The organism is Fulvivirga kasyanovii, assembly GCF_009711405.1.
Classification (GTDB): domain Bacteria; phylum Bacteroidota; class Bacteroidia; order Cytophagales; family Cyclobacteriaceae; genus Fulvivirga; species Fulvivirga kasyanovii.
Genome location: NZ_SMLW01000546.1, coordinates 1 through 17,752, shown reverse-complemented (window position 1 = coordinate 17,752; position 17,752 = coordinate 1). Strand labels below are relative to the sequence as shown.

The 17,752-nt window shown below is 42.1% G+C and carries 20 protein-coding genes; 14 read left to right on the top strand and 6 right to left on the bottom strand.

From position 1 onward, the window contains the following. A partial coding sequence (locus tag E1163_RS13030; protein WP_221417997.1) for an outer membrane beta-barrel protein occupies positions 1 to 827 on the top strand: 827 nt, incomplete at its 5' end. Positions 828 to 873: 46 nt separating this feature from the next. Here E1163_RS13030 and trpF read toward each other — a convergent pair. After that, positions 874 to 1,476, bottom strand: a complete 603-nt coding sequence (trpF, locus tag E1163_RS13025; RefSeq protein ID WP_155172430.1) for a phosphoribosylanthranilate isomerase — start codon at positions 1,474 to 1,476, stop codon at positions 874 to 876. A 177-nt stretch (positions 1,477 to 1,653) separates the two neighbouring features. Between trpF and E1163_RS13020 the strand changes: the two genes are divergently transcribed. The 5 genes from E1163_RS13020 to E1163_RS13000 all read left to right on the top strand — a co-directional run bounded on the left by E1163_RS13020 (position 1,654) and on the right by E1163_RS13000 (position 4,558). Then, a complete protein-coding gene (locus tag E1163_RS13020; RefSeq protein ID WP_155172427.1) occupies positions 1,654 to 1,971 on the top strand; it encodes a thioredoxin family protein in 318 nt (105 codons plus the stop codon). 6 nt (positions 1,972 to 1,977) lie between these two features. Further along, positions 1,978 to 2,220, top strand: a complete 243-nt coding sequence (locus E1163_RS13015; RefSeq protein ID WP_155172424.1) for a DUF6952 family protein — start codon at positions 1,978 to 1,980, stop codon at positions 2,218 to 2,220. Positions 2,221 to 2,290: 70 nt separating this feature from the next. Beyond that, on the top strand, positions 2,291 to 2,548 hold the full coding sequence (locus E1163_RS13010) for a hypothetical protein (protein ID WP_155172421.1): 258 nt from the start codon (positions 2,291 to 2,293) through the stop codon (positions 2,546 to 2,548). An 81-nt stretch (positions 2,549 to 2,629) separates the two neighbouring features. Then, a complete protein-coding gene (locus tag E1163_RS13005) occupies positions 2,630 to 3,961 on the top strand; it encodes a prenyltransferase/squalene oxidase repeat-containing protein (RefSeq protein ID WP_155172419.1) in 1,332 nt (443 codons plus the stop codon). A 186-nt stretch (positions 3,962 to 4,147) separates the two neighbouring features. Beyond that, the gene (locus E1163_RS13000) at positions 4,148 to 4,558 is read left to right on the top strand and encodes a hypothetical protein (RefSeq protein WP_155172416.1); all 411 of its coding nucleotides are present in this window, start codon (positions 4,148 to 4,150) and stop codon (positions 4,556 to 4,558) included. A 22-nt stretch (positions 4,559 to 4,580) separates the two neighbouring features. Here the strand turns inward: E1163_RS13000 and E1163_RS12995 are convergent, their stop codons facing one another. Next, positions 4,581 to 5,306 (bottom strand): RDD family protein, encoded by a 726-nt coding sequence (locus E1163_RS12995; protein WP_155172413.1) that lies wholly within the window; start codon positions 5,304 to 5,306, stop codon positions 4,581 to 4,583. A gap of 33 nt (positions 5,307 to 5,339) precedes the next feature. On the opposite strand from E1163_RS12995, the gene E1163_RS12990 reads away from it, so the two are divergent. From E1163_RS12990 to E1163_RS12965, 6 genes are all read left to right on the top strand, one after another. Further along, the gene (locus E1163_RS12990) at positions 5,340 to 7,157 is read left to right on the top strand and encodes a stage II sporulation protein M (protein ID WP_155172410.1); all 1,818 of its coding nucleotides are present in this window, start codon (positions 5,340 to 5,342) and stop codon (positions 7,155 to 7,157) included. Further along, entirely contained in the window at positions 7,158 to 7,850 is a 693-nt protein-coding gene (locus E1163_RS12985; protein ID WP_155172407.1) for a hypothetical protein, read from the top strand. After that, positions 7,843 to 9,042 carry a DUF4350 domain-containing protein gene (locus E1163_RS12980; protein WP_155172404.1) on the top strand — a complete coding sequence of 400 codons (1,200 nt, stop codon included), beginning with the start codon at positions 7,843 to 7,845 and terminating at the stop codon, positions 9,040 to 9,042. Before E1163_RS12985 ends, E1163_RS12980 begins: the two co-directional genes overlap by 8 nt. A gap of 2 nt (positions 9,043 to 9,044) precedes the next feature. Further along, positions 9,045 to 10,034, top strand: a complete 990-nt coding sequence (locus tag E1163_RS12975; RefSeq protein WP_155172401.1) for an AAA family ATPase — start codon at positions 9,045 to 9,047, stop codon at positions 10,032 to 10,034. Next, entirely contained in the window at positions 10,031 to 11,362 is a 1,332-nt protein-coding gene (locus tag E1163_RS12970; RefSeq protein WP_343033827.1) for a DUF58 domain-containing protein, read from the top strand. The genes E1163_RS12975 and E1163_RS12970 overlap by 4 nt, the downstream gene beginning before the upstream one ends. Positions 11,363 to 11,459: 97 nt before the next feature. Beyond that, positions 11,460 to 11,894 (top strand): PA2169 family four-helix-bundle protein, encoded by a 435-nt coding sequence (locus E1163_RS12965; protein ID WP_155172398.1) that lies wholly within the window; start codon positions 11,460 to 11,462, stop codon positions 11,892 to 11,894. A gap of 81 nt (positions 11,895 to 11,975) precedes the next feature. On the opposite strand, the gene E1163_RS12960 is transcribed toward E1163_RS12965, so the two are convergent. The 3 genes from E1163_RS12960 to E1163_RS12950 form a co-directional block, all read right to left on the bottom strand. Beyond that, a complete protein-coding gene (locus E1163_RS12960) occupies positions 11,976 to 12,638 on the bottom strand; it encodes a BON domain-containing protein (protein WP_155172395.1) in 663 nt (220 codons plus the stop codon). A gap of 133 nt (positions 12,639 to 12,771) precedes the next feature. Then, positions 12,772 to 13,785, bottom strand: a complete 1,014-nt coding sequence (locus tag E1163_RS12955; protein WP_155172393.1) for a cytochrome d ubiquinol oxidase subunit II — start codon at positions 13,783 to 13,785, stop codon at positions 12,772 to 12,774. Between the two features lie 3 nt (positions 13,786 to 13,788). After that, a complete protein-coding gene (locus tag E1163_RS12950) occupies positions 13,789 to 15,135 on the bottom strand; it encodes a cytochrome ubiquinol oxidase subunit I (protein ID WP_155172391.1) in 1,347 nt (448 codons plus the stop codon). A gap of 99 nt (positions 15,136 to 15,234) precedes the next feature. On the opposite strand from E1163_RS12950, the gene E1163_RS12945 reads away from it, so the two are divergent. Both E1163_RS12945 and E1163_RS12940 read left to right on the top strand, forming a co-directional pair. Further along, the gene (locus E1163_RS12945) at positions 15,235 to 15,474 is read left to right on the top strand and encodes a hypothetical protein (RefSeq protein WP_155172389.1); all 240 of its coding nucleotides are present in this window, start codon (positions 15,235 to 15,237) and stop codon (positions 15,472 to 15,474) included. A gap of 4 nt (positions 15,475 to 15,478) precedes the next feature. After that, positions 15,479 to 15,724 (top strand): pinensin family lanthipeptide, encoded by a 246-nt coding sequence (locus tag E1163_RS12940; protein ID WP_155172388.1) that lies wholly within the window; start codon positions 15,479 to 15,481, stop codon positions 15,722 to 15,724. A gap of 61 nt (positions 15,725 to 15,785) precedes the next feature. On the opposite strand, the gene E1163_RS12935 is transcribed toward E1163_RS12940, so the two are convergent. Further along, positions 15,786 to 17,752 (bottom strand): DUF3352 domain-containing protein (locus tag E1163_RS12935; protein ID WP_155172386.1); only part of this gene is annotated, 1,967 nt, incomplete at its 5' end.

Here is a 17,752-nt window from a genome sequence, read left to right as displayed (position 1 = left end):
TAACCGCCAGCCGACGTTTTACATGCTTGTTAGCATTTATAGCAGCATCGTTATTCTTTAGTTTTGATTCTTTGGGACAAATATTGATAGGCCCTCGTATTGGAGGACAAATGTCATGGGTCAGTTACGACGACGACAGTCAAATCAAAGAACACTATGATATCGAACCTTTATATGGATATTTTGGAGGCTTTACAGTTGCCTTTCGGGTAAGGGAACGGTTTTTTTTACAGACTGATTTTATTTATTCCAGAAAAGGGAAGGTTATAGAAGGTACTGATGACGCTTCAAAATCAGATCCATTGTTAGAATACAGATCTATTGCTCACCATTTTGATGTGCCTATAGTTTACAGGATGGATTTTAAAGGAAGTTTTGGAGACAATCTTGCCTTCAAATATTTTGTAGGATTGGGGCCAAATATTAGTTATTGGTGGAAGGGTAACGGGACTATGAAGTCTGGTGAATTATTAGAAAACCATATAGAGGAGTTGGAGTATGACGTAGAATTTGGTGATGCCGGAGAAAATGAAGACCCAGGTGTACTGGTTGTTCAGGATGCCAACAGAGTACAATTAGGAATAAATTTTGCAACCGGGCTGGTGCTAGAGCCTTCCGGAGGTGGTGTTTATATTGTTGATTTTAGATTTGAACTTGGTCACTCATATATATATAAGGACTCACCGGCTCAGTTTGCAGATATTACTTTTACAGACCCTGCCAAAGGACGAAACATGGGTTTCAGGCTAGGGGTTGCTTATTTGCTGGACACAAAGGTATCTCAGCGGAAAAAAGGTAAGAGCACCGGGAAGAAAAGGAGGAAATAGTACTTTTTTATTGCGGTATTTGTGTATCCTTAATTGAGGAAGAAAATTAATAATCTTCTTCCTCAAGTGCTTCAAGTATATCTGCCAGTTCATCATAATCTTTATAGCCAGGCCTGAGTTCATCACCTCCTTGCAGAGCAATGCCCGAAGCATTGGTTTCTTTTACAATCACTTCTACGTTTTGATCAGTAATGCCAGTTCCTACCAGAACATTAAAATGGTTTGCAACATCTGATATTTTCTTAATCTGCTCTTCAGAAAGTTCGTCTTCATCTGAGGTTATCAGCAGGTAATCTATTTCCAGGGCTGCAGGGAGCTGTCCGAGATTATTTACATTAGTCTTGAGTATCAGAGGGAGGCCGGAGCGGGTCAGATCCTCAACTTGGGTAATCTCTGATGTCTGGATATAGTCTGCTTTATAAGCATTTATAGTGTCTATAATTTCAGTACTGCTATACTTTTCAAATTCAGCCACATACTGGACTCCGGATAGCCACTCTGTAAGTTCTTTAAAATTTTCAGGAGAAATATAATTAGAGTTCTCCTTTTCAAGGTTAAACCCGATGAGATTTACCTCCATACCGGCACAGTAGCGTGCGTCTGATAAATTATTTACTGTACTTACTTTTACAAAGGTTTTGAGGGCCATAGATATTAGTTATCAGTCAATTGAAACAATCCATTAAAAACGAAGGCAAATCTAGGGCAAAATAAGTTTTTTCGCGTAAACATTTACAAAGATGTTGAAAGGCCAAGGTTCGGCTGAAAAGATGTCTTAATTTTAAAGGGTGAAAAGAAAGTTTAAACATTAAAAAGTGTATAAAATATGGCAGTAGAAGTTTTAACAGACGAGAATTTTAAAACTGAAATAAATAAGGGAGACAAAGCTGTGGTAAAATATTTTGCCGGATGGTGTGGCAGTTGCAGGCTCTTTGCTCCAAAATTCAAAAGACTATCTAATGATGAGCGGTTTGCTGACATAAAATTCATCGATGTAGATGCCGAGAAGAATCCTGATGCAAGAAAAATTGCAGGTGTAACCAATCTTCCTTTCTTTGCAGTTTTTAAAGATGGTGAGCTGGTGGACACTGTAGCATCAAGTAAAGAAGAGGCTGTATTGGAATTGTTGGAAAAGTTAAACTGATAGCAAATGAAAATACCTGAGATTAAACGTTTAGTGGAAAGTAATACGGTTGAGGAGTTAATAGCTGCGGAAGAGGCCCTGGTCAATGAGGAAGCTTTGGCTATTGAAGTGAATGGGGTAGATGAAGGAGAAAAACTGACACATGTATTTGCTGCTATTTACATTATTAATAAAATCAAAGATGACAATGTTGATTTTAAAACTGCACTTAGAGACTATACCAGCAAAGTGCGGGAATCAATAAACTAGTGGTTATGTGCTGGTTACGATAAATTAAATAATAAGGAAACTATTAAACCCTGCCGGAAGTTGGTGAGTTATGAAGTGTGTAAGTAACAAAGTATGCTACAATTCAAAAGGAGAGGCTGAAGAAGCTCTCATTCACCTACAGGCCAAATATGGAGCAAGCTCCGGCAGTGGGCCTGTTTCCACCTATCTGTGCACTGACTGTGGTTATTATCACACCACCTCCAAAGGAGAAAAAAGCTCTACACTTCGATCTTCAGAAGGGAAAAATAGGATAGAGCTTCAGCGTGAGGCTAATTATTGGGAGGAGAAGTTCAAAGGGAAATACTAATCCTGTATAATTTTTCATTTCATTTTATGGAATAACTGATAGGGTTGCATCATATCTGTACAAAAATAAAAGCTTACGGATATGATAATGTTAAAAACTCTTAGCGTCGCAGTGGCTATAGGCAGCTCTATACTTCTAACTGCACCGGCCTCAGGGCCATTTCAAGTCTATCATCAAAATCCTGATATTTCTGCAAGCATACCAGTTTGCTATACTAAAAAAGGATGTGTATTCAGGACCATTTTTGGAGAGGAAGCTTCTCCCATGGGGCACATTTACAATACTCCGGAAAATATCCAGGAGTCCATAGAAAGGGGGCTTAGCTGGATGGCAGCGGCTCAGCTTTCCGGCGGAGGTTGGGGTGCTGGCAGCCATTACAACCAAAGTAGCCTCGATCCACATGCTGTTAATGCTGATCCGGCTACTACGGCAATGGTTGGTATGGCATTTTTAAGGACTGGCAATAATTTGCAAAGTGGCCCTTATTCTAAGCAGTTGAACAATGCTCTCGAATACTTGCTGAAAGCAGTAGAGTCCACACCACAAAATCAGTTGAAGATAACTACCGAGATTAACACGCAGATCCAAACCAAACTAGGTGAAAATATTGATGCTGTACTTGCTCTGCAGTTCTTTTCCAATATTGCGGAAGAGCTAAACGAAAATGACCCTTACATGCCGCGTGTACGCCGTTGCATGAATATATGTGCTAATAAAATACAACAGCTACAGGATCAGGACGGAAGTTTTAAAGGAGCGGGCTGGGCAGGTGTTTTACAATCTTCTTTGGCCAATAATGCTTTGGAGGCCGCTGAGCATCAAGGAGCAGACATTGATGAAGTGGTGCTTGAAAAATCGAGGACATATCAAAAGGGGAACTTCAATGTAGCGTCGGGTGATGTGAATACTGAGAAAGGTGCCGGGATAGTTTTGTACGCAGTCTCGGGGTCGGTCAGGGCAAGTGCCAAAGAGGCCAGAAAGGTAAGAGAAGAAATGGATAAGGCTGTAAAGGAGGGTAAACTGAAAAGTGATGAGCCTGTAAGTGCGGAAAATCTCGCTAAATTAGGCTACAGTGAAGCAGAAGCTCAAAAATACTCAACGGCTTACCAGGTATACGAATCTGCCAAAGAAACAGCGCAGGATGACCGGGTTATTCGTGGCTTTGGCAACAATGGAGGGGAAGAGTTTTTAAGTTACCTGCAAACCGGGGAATCATTGATAATAAACCAGGACCAGGAATGGGAAAAGTGGTATGACAATGTTTCTGGGCGATTGGTCACTATACAAAATGAAGATGGTAGCTGGAATGGGCATCATTGCATAACAAGTCCTGTTTTCTGTACCGCTACCACTTTACTTACTTTATCCATTAATAATGATGTTGAAAAATTAACGGCGTTGGGGAAACGGTAATAATATTAAGAGTAGAAATGGTCACTGGATTTATTTTCAGTGGCTATTTTTTGATCCAATTTTGATCTATATTCTCATTTTGGGACAGTTATTCTTTTTATTATTGCTTAATTTCATGAATAAAAAGAATTATTTCTATGGCATCGATTTTGGTATACCCTTAAAAGAACATCTGTCAAAATTATCATGAAACGACAATCAACACTTATTAAAATGTATTTTTTGCTGGTTTATGCCGATCATATGATTGATGAGAAGGAGCTTTTGGCCGGTAAAAAAATGGCGCAGTATGAAAGGATTGATGAAAATTCCTTACAGAGCGAAATAGCCCATCTTAAGCGTGCGGACCGTGCTTTGCTTTACAAAGAAGTTCTTCAGGGTATGAAGCAACTTTGTATTACAGATCAGGTGCGTTTTGTAGCCTGGTTGAGCATAATTGCCAATGCCGATGGTTTTATGGATGAAAGGGAATGGCAATTGATCTATCGGCTATACAGCAAGGATTTAAAGCTGTCACTTGCTGATATTATGCTTAAGCAAAAGGAATTGAAAGAGTACATCAAGGCTCAAGGTAGTGGTGTTAAGGCCAAAGCTTAGCAATTGTATATTGTTGCTGCCTCTAGCGGGTCAATACTACATAATCCTTAATTAGTGTTTGTAGAAAATCAATATCCCTGCTGGAACCCTGATCTACATTAATTTCCTCTTTAACCTTGCTTACCAGCATTCGCATGGCCTCACGATGCGCTTGATTGGGAAAAGCCTTATACCTTTCTATTACATTTTTTATCAGGAGCATATTAGATTCCGATAGTTTTTTTACCTCGGGAAATACCGGCTTATAATTATCAATGGAATTGATGTTGATGATATCATTAAGGCGGAGTGCTTTTGCAGGTTTGATCTTTATGATGGTGGTTTCAGCCGCCATATCCCCAAGTCGTTGGTTTTTATTTGAACTACCAATAAAAATAGCTGCCAGTACTCCGAACGATAAATAAATATCTATCATCCTAAAGGCCCACCGAAGTACATAATCACTGGAACGCGGCTCCGCACCATTTAATTTGACTACTTTTAGATCCATTACCCTTTTGCCGGGCGATTGTCCGTGATTGAGTGTTTCAAAAGCGAGGCTGTAAAAGAAGATAATGGGTACTATAAACAAGTAGTAGAGGTACTCGGCAGCACTAGTAAAGGCTATGGATATAATGATAGAAAGTATGATGGATGCGCCTCCCATAATGAGAAAATCAATGATGAAAGCTAAAATTCTATCGCGAAGCAGGGCGGCTTCGAATTCAATACTCACATTTTGTGTGGTGTTAATTTCAATTTTTTGCATATTGGCAGTTTAAACGCAAATTGGTTGTATTTTATGAAGGAGACAAAGTTCATTGAGCAAAATAAGGAAAAATGGCTGAAATTTGAACAACTTCTCCGCCTCAACAGAAGAGACCCTGACAAACTTAGTGATCTTTTTATTCAGATCACTGATGACCTGTCGTATGCACGTACAAATTACCCCAACAGGTCCATTCGTGTTTACCTCAACAACCTGGCTCAGCAGCTTTTTTATAATATATACAAGAACAAGAAGGAGAGCAGAAACAAGTTTGTTAATTTCTGGAAAGAAGAGTTGCCAAGTGTGGTGTTTCATTGCAGGTACGAGCTGTTGACGGCGCTCATCGTTTTTCTACTGGCATTTGCCATAGGTGTGGTGTCGTCTGTTTATGATCCGGAGTTTGCCCGCTCTATTCTAGGGGATGCTTATGTCGACATGACAATCAATAATATTGAAGAAGGAGACCCCATGGGCGTTTATAAGAGCTCCAATGAGGTGGATATGTTTTTAGGTATTACGCTGAACAATGTTCGGGTGGCATTTCTTACGTTTATTACAGGAATCCTGGCCTCCTTGGGAGCAATCATTGTCCTGGTCTACAATGGCATTATGGTGGGCACCTTCCAGTACTTTTTTATAGAAAGAGGATTGGGCATGGAGTCTTTTCTGAGCATTTGGCTCCACGGAACGTTAGAAATTTCCTCCATTGTAATTGCTGGGGCAGCCGGCATTGTGCTGGGCAAAGGTTTTGTCTTTCCTGGTACACATTCGCGCATACGTGCTTTTCAGATTTCTGCCAGGCGAGGACTCAAGCTTCTGATTGGCATTGTTCCTATCCTGGTATTTGCTGCATTGATAGAGTCATTTGTGACCAGGTATACCGAGCTGCCCGATTTTATAAAACTGGCTTTGATCCTAGTATCCCTGTTTTTTATGCTCTTTTATTTTGTGTGGATACCATACTCCAAATACAGGAATGGTACGTTGCAACCCCTGAAGGAGGGTCATTTACAATCACGAAATTTGAATGCACCTCAACTGGAAGGGAGGATCAGAAAAGTCAATGAAATATTTCGGGATTCGGTTTTGATATATCAAAAGGTTCTTAAAAAGTATTTTAAGCCGGCTTTTCTGTTGTCCCTGGTTTATATTTTGATAGCGGCTTATGTGCTTAGGGAGCCTGTCGGCAACAATATGATCTACGTCAATTCATGGTTTTTTCAGAAGTTTGCTTTTCTGATCAACTATCAGGAGTTCCCACTGCTCTTTTTGATTAATTCGGCTTTTTTGACTGGCGTGATTTACTTTACATTGATCCGGTTTCCGGATTATCATAACTTAAAAGTTAACAAGCTGCGCATATTAACCTCAGCAATTAGCGCCGGTGTATTGATTAATTTGCCATTTTTTATCAATGGTTTCTTTGCTTTCCTTATATGGGTGCTGGCTATGCCCGCGGCACTTTTCAGTTCATTTATTTACCTTAGGGAGAAGCTTACTTTTATGTCTGCTATTGGTCGTTTAAATCAACTGGCAGGGCAGGCTTTAGGCAGGTTACTTGGGCTTTATGCCTTATTGATATTTATTGGATTTACTTTTTTTATTTTGACAGATACTCCTTTTTTTGCTTTCTATATGGAGTTTATCCAGGCTAATTTTGTGTTGGAGGCTGATACTACTTATCACATGGGTTTGATTATGAATGGAATCGTTATGGCCTTAGGTGTAGCCCTGGTAATACCACTTTTTTTGTTGGGTTTCTCCGTGCAATATTATACTCTTGCAGAGATAAAGGAGGCACTTTGGCTTAAGGAGCAAATCTCTATTTTTGGTACAAAGAAGGATATTTAGGTGCGAATTATTTTATTAACCATAGCCTTAGTTTTTTTGCAGTCTCCGGGGGGCTGGGGGCAGACTGACGATTTTGAGTCTTTCGACAGACAGCAATGGAAGGAGATTACGAAGGATATTGATTATTCACCGGATGAAGAACAACTCAAGGAAGAACAAAAGGAAGATAAGGACACTCAGGGCGATACGCGGTCCAGGGGAGGTGGAAGTATTTTTCCCTTTGGCGGGCAGGTGTTGCAGATCATTGTAATAGCAGTTTTTATAATTATCCTCATAGTTGTCATCAGTAAGCTGGCAGGTAATAACTTACGCTTGCGCAATAAAGAAAAGGATGGCGATATGCAGCAGACGCTGGAGGATATAGAAGAAAACCTGATGGAATCAGACCTCATGCGGTGGCTGAGAAAGGTTGTTGAAGAAAAAAATTACCGCCTTGCCCTGAGGATATATTACCTGATCATCATAAAAGAGCTGGCCACCAGAGGTTTGATTAACTGGAAGAAGGAAAAAACCAATATGGACTACCTTTATGAAATGAGGGGACATGGTACCTATGATCATTTTGAAGAAATAACGGGGATTTATCAATTGATATGGTATGGAGAGAAGAACATGGGCGATAAATACCTCGTTGATATGAGCCATAAGTTCAGGAGCTATTATGAATCCATAAACCGTCCTGAAAATGGATAAGAAGAAGTTAGTGATCATAATCGGCGTTTTACTGATCGTGGTATTTCTATTTTTCCTGTTTACAGCGGGTTCCAATAAGTTTTTTAACTGGAATGAGACTTACAGAATAGATAGTAAGCAGCCCTATGGCGGTTACATCTACCATGAATTAATGAAGTCGCACTATGGGGATGCTTTCACCGTGATGGAGTCACCAGTGTCAGCCAATCTTTCCTCAGATCAGAAGCAATCACTTTATGTTTTTCTGGGGCCGGAAGCCCATTACCGGTATGAAGATATCGACAGCCTGACCTCTTTTATTTCTGCCGGTAATTCAGCTTTACTGGTAGCATCGATCTTTCCTTATGACCTCAGCTATGAATTGTACCTTGACGAATGCGGTGTGATGAGTTCGGAGCCTGCTGAAAAAATCACTATGAAGTTTAAAGAGCAGCCGGAAGAATACTCCTATGAATATATTATGTACTGGAAGGCGATCAATAATTACTGGAGTTACCTTGATAGTTTAAGCTGCCCCGACGAAATAGAAGTGCTAGCCTCTTTTAACGAGGATAAACCCAACTTTTTCAGGACTAAACTGGGGCAAGGTTACGTCTATTTTCATACCACCCCCCTTGTATTTAGCAATTACTACCTCAAGAAGGAAGAAACGTTGAAATACGTGGAGCAAGTCATGGCCTATTTCCCGGCGGAGCAAGTCTATTGGGACGAGTTTAGCAAAACCCCTTTGGATAGGGTAGAAAGCAAGGACAGCCCTTTAAAGTACATATTATCGCAACCTGCCCTCAAATGGGCCTGGTACCTTTTGTTAATTACCTGTCTGATTTATATAATTTTTTATGCCAAGCGCAGGCAGCGGATCATCCCGGTTTTAGAACCAAATACCAATACTACCATCGAGTTTGCCGAAACTATGGGGTATTTGTATTTTGAGGAACAAAACCATAAGAAAATTGCCGACCATAAGATGAATCTCTTTTTGGCTTACATCAGGAGTAATTACCATTTGCATACCAATGTAGTTGACGATAACCTGATGAAGAGGATCAGCCTGAAATCGCAGGTGCCTTTAGAAGAGGTACAGAGAATTTTTAAGGAATATCAGCGGTTGGATTTTAAAGTGGAAATTGACGCCAATGATTTGGTTGTTTTCCACAATTTGATTGAATCATTTTATCAAAAGAGTAAATAAAAATGGAAGAAAATTTACAGGAAGAGGGCCTGCAGAAAGATAACGAACTTATCAGGTTTAGGAATAATATAGGCGCGGTAAGACAGGAAATCAAAAAAATACTTGTAGGTCAGGACCAGTTGATCGACCTTATGCTGGTGTCACTGTTTACACAGGGGCATATTTTGCTTGAAGGTGTGCCAGGGCTGGCCAAAACTATGGGAGCGAAACTTTTTGCCCAGACATTATCGGTCAAGTATAGCAGGGTTCAGTTTACCCCGGATCTGATGCCATCTGATGTGGTGGGGACTTCCGTTTTCAACATGAAGGACTCGGAGTTCAAATTCAATGCAGGTCCTGTATTTGCCAATATCGTGCTGATAGATGAGATCAACCGCGCACCGGCAAAAACGCAGTCTGCCCTTTTTGAGGTGATGGAGGAGCGCCAGATCACGGTGGATGGTACTACCTATCCCATGGATTTCCCCTTTATGATCATTGCCACACAAAACCCGATAGAGCAGGAGGGAACTTACAAACTTCCGGAGGCCCAGCTCGACAGGTTCCTTTTTAAAATTAAACTTGACTATCCCGGATTGAACGATGAAAAGACCATCCTCAGAAGGTTCAGGACTGACTTCTCCCTGGAGCTGATGAAGGCCGTAAAATCCGTCTTGAAAAAGAACGACATCAAAGAGGCAGGCTCTCTTATAGAGAATGTACATATCAAAGACGAGATACTCGACTATATAGCGGAAATTGTACATGATACCCGAAATAACGGTGATCTGTTCCTTGGAGCTTCTCCACGGGCTTCGCTGGCGCTCATGCGAGCTGCCAAGGCCGTTGCCGCGATTAACGCCCGTGATTTTGTGATCCCTGATGATGTCAAGTTTGTCGCCAAGGCCGTACTTAACCATCGCATTATCCTGAACCCTGACAGGGAATTGGAGGGTATAGAGCCCGAGGATGTGATCGATGAAATAATCAAAAAGGTTGAGGTGCCCAGGTGAGAAACATAAGAAACCTATATCTTCCTACCAGGTTCTTCCTTTTGTCAGGGGGTATTATATTTTTGTTTATTCTGGGTTTTCCATGGTCTATTTTTACTGTTATTGGTAAAACTGCACTGGTAGCTTTTGTAGCTGTCATAATCGCTGATGTAGTGATGCTACATGGTAAATCGGTAACATTTACATGCTCCCGGAGTACCTCAAGGCTGCTTTCCCTGGGCAATGATAATGAGGTGGTACTCCGCATCACGAGTATGGCTGCCATCCCTTTGTCTTTACAGGTGATTGATGAGTTGCCTTATCAATTGCAGAGAAGAGACTTCGTAAAATATACACACCTGGAGCCGGGAGGGAAGGAACAGATTATCTATACCGTTCGTCCGTTGGTCCGGGGGCAGTACAATTTTGGTAAAGTACACCTGTTTGTACATTCGGTCATAGGCCTTGTGCAGAGACGGATCTCTTTTGACTTTGAGGAGAATGTAGCCGTTTACCCTTCAATTATTGACATGAAGAAGTATGAGCTTAAAGCTGCCATGAGTGTCACCTCAAATTTTGGTATTAAGAAGATGAGAAGGATAGGCCATAGCTATGAGTTCGAGCAGATCAAGGAGTACACCATTGGTGATGACTATAAGAGCATGAACTGGAAGGCCACCTCCAGGGCCAATAAGCTTATGGTGAATAGCTATACGGATGAGAAGGCGCAGCAGGTTTATTGCCTGATTGACAAGAGCCGCTATATGAAGATGCCTTTTAACGGGTTAAGTCTGCTTGATTATTCAGTTAACTCGAGTTTAGTTATAGCCAATACATCGCTCCAAAAGCAGGATAAGGCAGGTTTGATCACGTTCTCAGATAACATAGGCAGTATCATAAAGGCGGATAGGAGCCGTAGTCAGTTAAAGAAAATACTGGAGGCACTTTACAGGGAAGAGGAAAGCCGGCTGGATGCCAACTATGAGAAAATGTACACTGTGCTGAGGCGTACCCTCCGGGGGCGTAGCCTTATATTTCTATTTACCAATTTTGAAAGTGTACATTCTTTGGAACGTGTTTTACCTGTACTGAGAAAGATCAACAAATTGCACCTGCTTGTGGTAGTTGTGTTCGAAAACAAAGAGTTGATAAACTACTACCGGGCTGAAAAGAAAACACTGAAAGATATTTATTATAAGACCATTGCACATAAAATAGCGTCGGACAGAGAGCAGATAACCAATGAGTTAAGCCACTATGGTATACAGCATATCTTCACCCGTCCGGAGAACCTTTCCATTAATGCCATCAATAAGTATCTGGAGTTGAAAAGCCGGGGTATGATTTAGCTTCTTCTGAGGCTAATAAATGCATGATTTTGCCTAACCTTCAACCTATGCTCGTTGTTTTCATGTTAAAGGATTTTTTAACTAAAAACGGACGATTATGACTAGCAAAGTAATTTCAGAAGTTAACGACATATTTGAAGTGTTAAACGAGAGAATAAGAGGCTATGAAAAAGCCCGGGACAATGTTCAAAGTCCTGAATATAAATCACTCTTTGAGAAGTATGTAGCCCAATCCCGAAGCTTTGAGCAGGAGTTGGCCCCCTTCTCGGACAGGACTCCTGAGGAAGTCGGTACCCGGGCAAAAGGTGATCTTTGGAGGTTCTGGATGGACATTAAAGATGCCTTGACATCGGATAGTGATGAAGCCATGCTAAAGGCCTCAATTAATGGTGAAGAGGCTGCAATTGATCAGTATCAGGATGTGCTCGAAGACCGGGATCTGCCAACTAACCTGCGTGCCCGGCTGGATCAGCAGCTTGTTGAAATAAGGGCAGCCCATGGAAACCTGGTGAGGCTGAGGGATATCGAGTAAATAACATTGTCATGATTAGGATCAGAGAGAGGCTGTACAAAAAATACAGCCTCTTTTTAATTTGAGGTGGTGTGTATCAGATTAATCCAGGTTATCATGAACCTGCGTAACCCCTGAGGTCAATGAGGCCAGTTGTATGGCCGTTTTTCGTTCCAGAGGCGACATTACGCGGCCTGCTAGGGTTACTTCACCTTTGGCTACACGAACCGTAATACTTCTGTCGTGGGTAATTGCATTTCTCTGCAGCGCCTTTATTATGGCTTCATGGATCTTTTCGTCGTCAAACTCTGTAGAGGGAATGATCTTGATCTGATTAACCACATTAACCACACCCTTGGTACGGTCAGTATATTCTTCTGCTAATGCCTTTTTCCAAAACGTGTTTACCATGCCGCGAAGCAGTACTTCGCCGGAAGTGACCTCAACTACCAGTTCTTCATCATCCAACCGGCTGTCAAGCTCCAGCATATTGTCAATAGCTTTTTTGATTTCAGCATCGCCTGGTATGCTATCTGTGTCCGGGTGCAATACCTTAAGCTGGTTTTCCACCCGGTTTACCCCAATTACCGACAGAGCATCCTCTTCGGCGGCGAGCCGGCTCAGATAATTGGGTACCTGGCCCGAGATTTTCACTACACCCTCGTTAACCTCAACCTGTATGCGATCAGAAAGTACCCGTTCGTCCCATGATAGTTGCTCTTCTACTGATTCTTTTACTTCTCTTTCTACATCTGCTATAGCCATATCCTTCTTTGTTTTGTAACTTGATGATCTACTCAATCCGTTACAAAACCTGTTCCTATTGATAGTTACTCAAATCAGGGCCAGAACAGGGGCTAACTGGCAGTAGAGAAGCTGCTATTGTGGAATTACTGCCTCATGCCTGACCTTCCGGCTCTTTTTGGAAACTGTAGATCAGGTAGAACAGCGATGGCAATATAAAGATACTTCCTAATATGAGCGCCCATGCCAGTGTGGTAATTGGTTTTCCGGTAGCTGCAGCGTTGAAGAGCGATAAATTCGCCCCGTTGTGCATGACCAGGAAATCGGGGAAATAATGATAACCTAATGCCAGCAATATCATGGTAATCTGGAAGCCCGCTACCAATCGGCTGGCTGCGGCTTTTTGTTTGTTTAGGAAATGCCAAAGCAGCAGGAGTGAAAGTGAGGCCAGGATTAAAATGGTCAGGGTTACAGGTTCGGTGATCAGTTCAACCATTAAAGAAAGTCCGTCCACATATGCTGCAAAAAATACCAGGGCTCCTGATATTACTGTGGCTATATTCAGCAGACGTGCTTTGTGAATGAAGACTTGTCGGATATGCTGATCGGTTTCTTCACCGGAGAGGTACACTGCCGCCAGAAATCCGCATATGGATACGGTAAATATTCCAACAGAGATAGAAAAAAAACTTGTCCATGGAGCCACGTATAACTCATAAAAGCTATTAGCATCAGGGTTAATGTCCCCCGATATCATGGCACCGGCTATTATGCCCAGAAAGAAGGGGGTAATGAAACTTGAATAGGTAAAGATAAGGTTGTACACCCTTTGCATATCGTCCTTCACCGCATCATAGTGCCGGAATACAAAGGCAGTGCCTCTGCCGATAATACCCAGAAGCATGAGCAGTAAGGGGATGTGCAGGTAAATTGAAAGCGCTGAATATATAGGAGGGAAGCCCACAAAAAGGATAACTATAATAATGATCAGCCACATATGGTTGGCTTCCCAAACCGGTCCAATAGTTCTGTAGGTAAGCATTCTGGTATTTTGCCTAAGGTCACTTTTGGTGATCAGTTCTACGATACCCGCACCAAAATCGGCACCCCCCAGCAGGAGGTAGAGCAATATTGATAAACATAAAAATGCAATGACAACGTATAACATAGGCTATTGAATTGGCTCTGTTGGTTTTTTAGAATGATTTCCATGATCGGTATATAGCTCCGGCACCATTTTGATCTGCCTGTAGAGCAGGAAAATCACTATTGCTGATAGTGAGAGGTATACTAAAGAGAACACCACAAAAGAATATGTTATGCCGGGCATAGGCGTTACGGCCTCGCTGGTTTTAATATACCCGTATAGTATCCACGGTTGCCTGCCTACCTCGGTAACTGTCCAGCCGGCTTCCACTGCTATAAAACCCAAGGGAGTAGCAGCAATAAACAGCATCAGAAACCACCTTTTGCTTATCCAGTCCCTTTTCTTCCATGCTGCGAAGAAATAAAGCAGGCCTAAACCAACCATGATCATTCCGCAAAGGACCATGACCTGAAAAGCCAGGTGCGTGACCAGTACCGGTGGATGGTTTTCTTCTGGAATCTGATCCAGCCCTTTCACTGTAGCATCAAAGTCGCCATGGGCAAGGAAGCTAAGTGCACCGGGGATCTCTATGGCATAATCCACGGATTTGTTTTTCTCATCAGGTATGCCGCCGATCAGCAGTGGGGCTCGTTTGGTGGTTTCAAAATGCGACTCCATAGCAGCCAGTTTTGCTGGCTGGCGTTTGGCTATGTCTTTGGCAGAAAGATCACCTGAAATGGGCTGAACAATAGCAGCAACACCACCGAAAATAATGGCTATTTTAAATGCTTTAATATGAAAAGCCACATTCCTGCCTTTTAGAAGCATCAAGGCGTGTATTCCTGCTACGGCAAATCCTGTAGCCACGAAAGCTGCGATGGTCATATGTAGAGCCTGTGTAAACCAGGCATCATTGAACATAGCCGCTATTGGGTCTATGTTGATATATTTGCCATCTACGTAATCAAAGCCTGCTGGGCTATTCATCCAACCGTTGGCTGCAACTACAAGAATACCCGATGCCAACCCGCTGATACCTACGATCAAACCTGTGATCCAGTGAAACCAGGGGTTAAACCTGTCCCAGCCATACAGGAAAAAACCAATGGCTATGGCCTCAATGAAGAAGGCCGTTCCTTCCAGTGAGAAGGGCATACCGAAGATGGGGCCGGCGTGCTCCATGAATGTTGGCCAGAGCAGTCCCAGCTCAAAAGATAACATGGTGCCAGAGACAGCACCTGTAACAAAAAATATGGCAACACCTTTACTCCATGCCTTTGTGAGGTTCTTGTGGTTCAGATCACCTGTTTTGAGATAGAAATAGTGTGATGTGGCCATAAAAAAAGGCATTACCATACCTATACAAGCAAAAATGATGTGAAATCCGAGAGATAAGGCCATTTGAGACCGGGCAGCCATCAGGTCGTCCATATTCCTTTCGTTTTTAGGCCGGCATAGTTTTGTGCCGGTGGTTTGATGGAGTTAAAGTTATGAAGTAAGAGGCATTTTGAATGCGGGAAAAACAGGTTTTTGAAAATTATTTTTAATCCAAAATTCAAAAGTGAAAAACAGGAGGTAAACTGCTTTTTGTCCCTGAGGGATGGTCTTCAGATACCTCGTACACCAGTTCATCACTGCGAAAATTTCTTTAAAAAAATAAGTAAAAGTGGTAACGGTTTTAAAAAGAATACAACTAATAGACAGGTGGAAACCGAAAAACCTTCAGCGCTTAAGGCTGCTAGAGAAAGAGTAGGGGAATTCAAAATCTAAACCTATGAAAAAGAAGTTAAAACTGGATGATCTGAAAGTAAAAAGCTTTGTGACCGATGTTGATGGTCAGTCTCAGCAAACCGTCAAAGGTGGTGGGTACGCAAGCGCTTTCTGCGACACTGGAGCTTCGGGCTGCAGGCCTTGTCAAACTGAACTTTGCCCAACACAGTTTTGTGTGACTCAGGACGGGCCATTGTGTGGGGGAACAACCACATTTAACACTAAAACCAGAACAATTATTTTCTGGTGAAATTTTTCTTCATAAATAGTTTGGGTCAGCTTATTGGGGGCAGGTTTTGCCCTCAATAAGCTTAATCTTCCTGTCTTAATCCCTCATCGTATTTTATTTTGGTTATCACATCCCCTTGTTCATCATAAACCCTCCAGGTGCCGTCTTTCTTGTCATTTTTGTAGCGGCCTTTGAATTGCTCGTTGCCATTTTTGAAATAACTCTCAAATCTGCCATGCTTCCACCCGTTTTTAAGATCAATTTCGTATTTCAGCTTGCCATTTTCATAGTAAGCTTTGTATTCATCCTGAGAGAGGTCAGGTATTACTATGCGGTCTACTTCTTTCAGTGCATCTTCATAGGTTTCCTCCCAGGTCAGTACTTTATCGGGTATTTCGTGCTTAGGTACTATGGCTGGTAAAGCTTTACGTTCCGTTTTTTCCGTGGCAGAAGGTACTTCGAAGGAAGAATAGAAACCTGTATGAAAGATGTCACCTTCCTGAGGTGAAAGCTGTAGGCTCATATGTTTGAAGCAGGTGATGTACTCCCGGTTCTTTTTCATAGCCCTCCAGTCCTCCAGCTCCATGAGGGGGCGCAGGTCATCAAAGAGGTCTGGCATATTGATATATGCGAATACAGAAGTATTCTCTTTCAGCCCCTCATAGTGTTCCTGAAAGTCGCTGTTGTAATAAAGGGTTGTTTCATCTTCAACAGCGTCTATAATATTTTTCAGTGTATGAGGGTGATTGCTGAATACTACCCAGTTGCCGATTGTACTGTAGTAGGGCTTGTCAAATTTATCGAAGAGCTTGCCAAGGAAGACCTTAAAAAAGCCTTTAATAGCCATATAATGTATCTCGTGTCCTTTATAGGTCACACTTTTTACTTTTACCGGTGTCTTCTTTTTTATTTGCTGCCGGATCTTGTCCAGCCCTGCTTTTGCCTGCTCTATATCCTTGGCTTTGAGTAACAGAGCATATTCACTGATACCTGTTTTGCTGCTTGCGCTGGCCTGAAGCATAACTGCCTCATTATCTACCCAGTTAATAAATACCTCATTAAGATCAATTTTTAGAAAGCCCTCTACCAAATCCCTGTTTTCCATATATGACTTTTCCTGTTCGGGACTTGCTTTAAGTGTAGCCTCAAGATTTTCCACAAATGATGGAAAATCCTTGAAACCCAGGCTTACAAAATAGGGTGAGCTTTCCGGAATTACCTTTAAGAATTCATGGGAACCTTCACCTGAAGAGTATAATGCTTTAAGATATGAGTTGACAGTGTCGTTAATGTTGGTAATGCCACTGAGTTCAAGCCTTCTATCGTCCAGGTTGAGGGCAAAACCTCCATACCTGAGGCTGGTTTTAATCATGTCCATAGATGGATTGTCCAGCGCGAACTGCTCAAGGTACTCCATGAAACCATTAAGGTTTACGTAAGCGCGCAGCAAGCCTTTGTAGCCGAGCTGATCGGTAATCTCAAGAAAATACCGGTCATTTTGCTTCGGGTTTAAGTGCTGACGGATCACAGCCTCAACCAGAGTGGGAGAGTAGGAGATAATGAGCAGGTTTTCAATAAACGACAGATATAGTGTTTCTTTTTCATGGATGTCGTAAAGCTCAGTGATCTCTATGCCTTCGTATTTTCGGTATGTGATTTTATAGCTTTCATCCACAATGTTTTGTAAATAGTATTTAATGTTCTGGAGGCGAGAAGCCCGCGCCAGGTCCATCACATATAGGTAATCATAGGTGTCCTGTACCGGGTGGGCTGCGATTAGCAGCTCTTTATTGCCTACAAAGTCCAGCCATTCATTCGCTAAAAACAGGGAGTCAAGATAATTGGCATTGTCAGTGATCTCGGCAAACTGAGGGTTCTTTTTAAGATGCTTCCAGATGTCACTTTCACTCAGCTCTTTCCAGCTATCAATCGGGCGGCTGCTGGCCAGGATAAAGGATGCCTGGGAGGGTATGAGGTTAAGGGGTTTAATACGATATACCGGTGACCAGTAGAGGAAATAAAAAAGGCTTCCGGCAATGATGATCACCA

What these genes read in the sequence shown, in the direction of transcription:
- E1163_RS13005 (WP_155172419.1), top strand. Translation starts at nt 2,630, where the DNA reads ATGATAATGTTAAAAACTCTTAGCGTCGCAGTGGCTATAGGCAGCTCT.
- E1163_RS12995 (WP_155172413.1), bottom strand. Translation starts at nt 5,306, where the DNA reads ATGCAAAAAATTGAAATTAACACCACACAAAATGTGAGTATTGAATTC.
- E1163_RS12950 (WP_155172391.1), bottom strand. Translation starts at nt 15,135, where the DNA reads ATGGACGACCTGATGGCTGCCCGGTCTCAAATGGCCTTATCTCTCGGA.
- E1163_RS12965 (WP_155172398.1), top strand. Translation starts at nt 11,460, where the DNA reads ATGACTAGCAAAGTAATTTCAGAAGTTAACGACATATTTGAAGTGTTA.
- E1163_RS13020 (WP_155172427.1), top strand. Translation starts at nt 1,654, where the DNA reads ATGGCAGTAGAAGTTTTAACAGACGAGAATTTTAAAACTGAAATAAAT.
- E1163_RS13000 (WP_155172416.1), top strand. Translation starts at nt 4,148, where the DNA reads ATGAAACGACAATCAACACTTATTAAAATGTATTTTTTGCTGGTTTAT.
- E1163_RS13015 (WP_155172424.1), top strand. Translation starts at nt 1,978, where the DNA reads ATGAAAATACCTGAGATTAAACGTTTAGTGGAAAGTAATACGGTTGAG.
- E1163_RS12940 (WP_155172388.1), top strand. Translation starts at nt 15,479, where the DNA reads ATGAAAAAGAAGTTAAAACTGGATGATCTGAAAGTAAAAAGCTTTGTG.
- E1163_RS12980 (WP_155172404.1), top strand. Translation starts at nt 7,843, where the DNA reads ATGGATAAGAAGAAGTTAGTGATCATAATCGGCGTTTTACTGATCGTG.
- E1163_RS13010 (WP_155172421.1), top strand. Translation starts at nt 2,291, where the DNA reads ATGAAGTGTGTAAGTAACAAAGTATGCTACAATTCAAAAGGAGAGGCT.
- E1163_RS12960 (WP_155172395.1), bottom strand. Translation starts at nt 12,638, where the DNA reads ATGGCTATAGCAGATGTAGAAAGAGAAGTAAAAGAATCAGTAGAAGAG.
- trpF (WP_155172430.1), bottom strand. Translation starts at nt 1,476, where the DNA reads ATGGCCCTCAAAACCTTTGTAAAAGTAAGTACAGTAAATAATTTATCA.
- E1163_RS12990 (WP_155172410.1), top strand. Translation starts at nt 5,340, where the DNA reads ATGAAGGAGACAAAGTTCATTGAGCAAAATAAGGAAAAATGGCTGAAA.
- E1163_RS12955 (WP_155172393.1), bottom strand. Translation starts at nt 13,785, where the DNA reads ATGTTATACGTTGTCATTGCATTTTTATGTTTATCAATATTGCTCTAC.
- E1163_RS12975 (WP_155172401.1), top strand. Translation starts at nt 9,045, where the DNA reads ATGGAAGAAAATTTACAGGAAGAGGGCCTGCAGAAAGATAACGAACTT.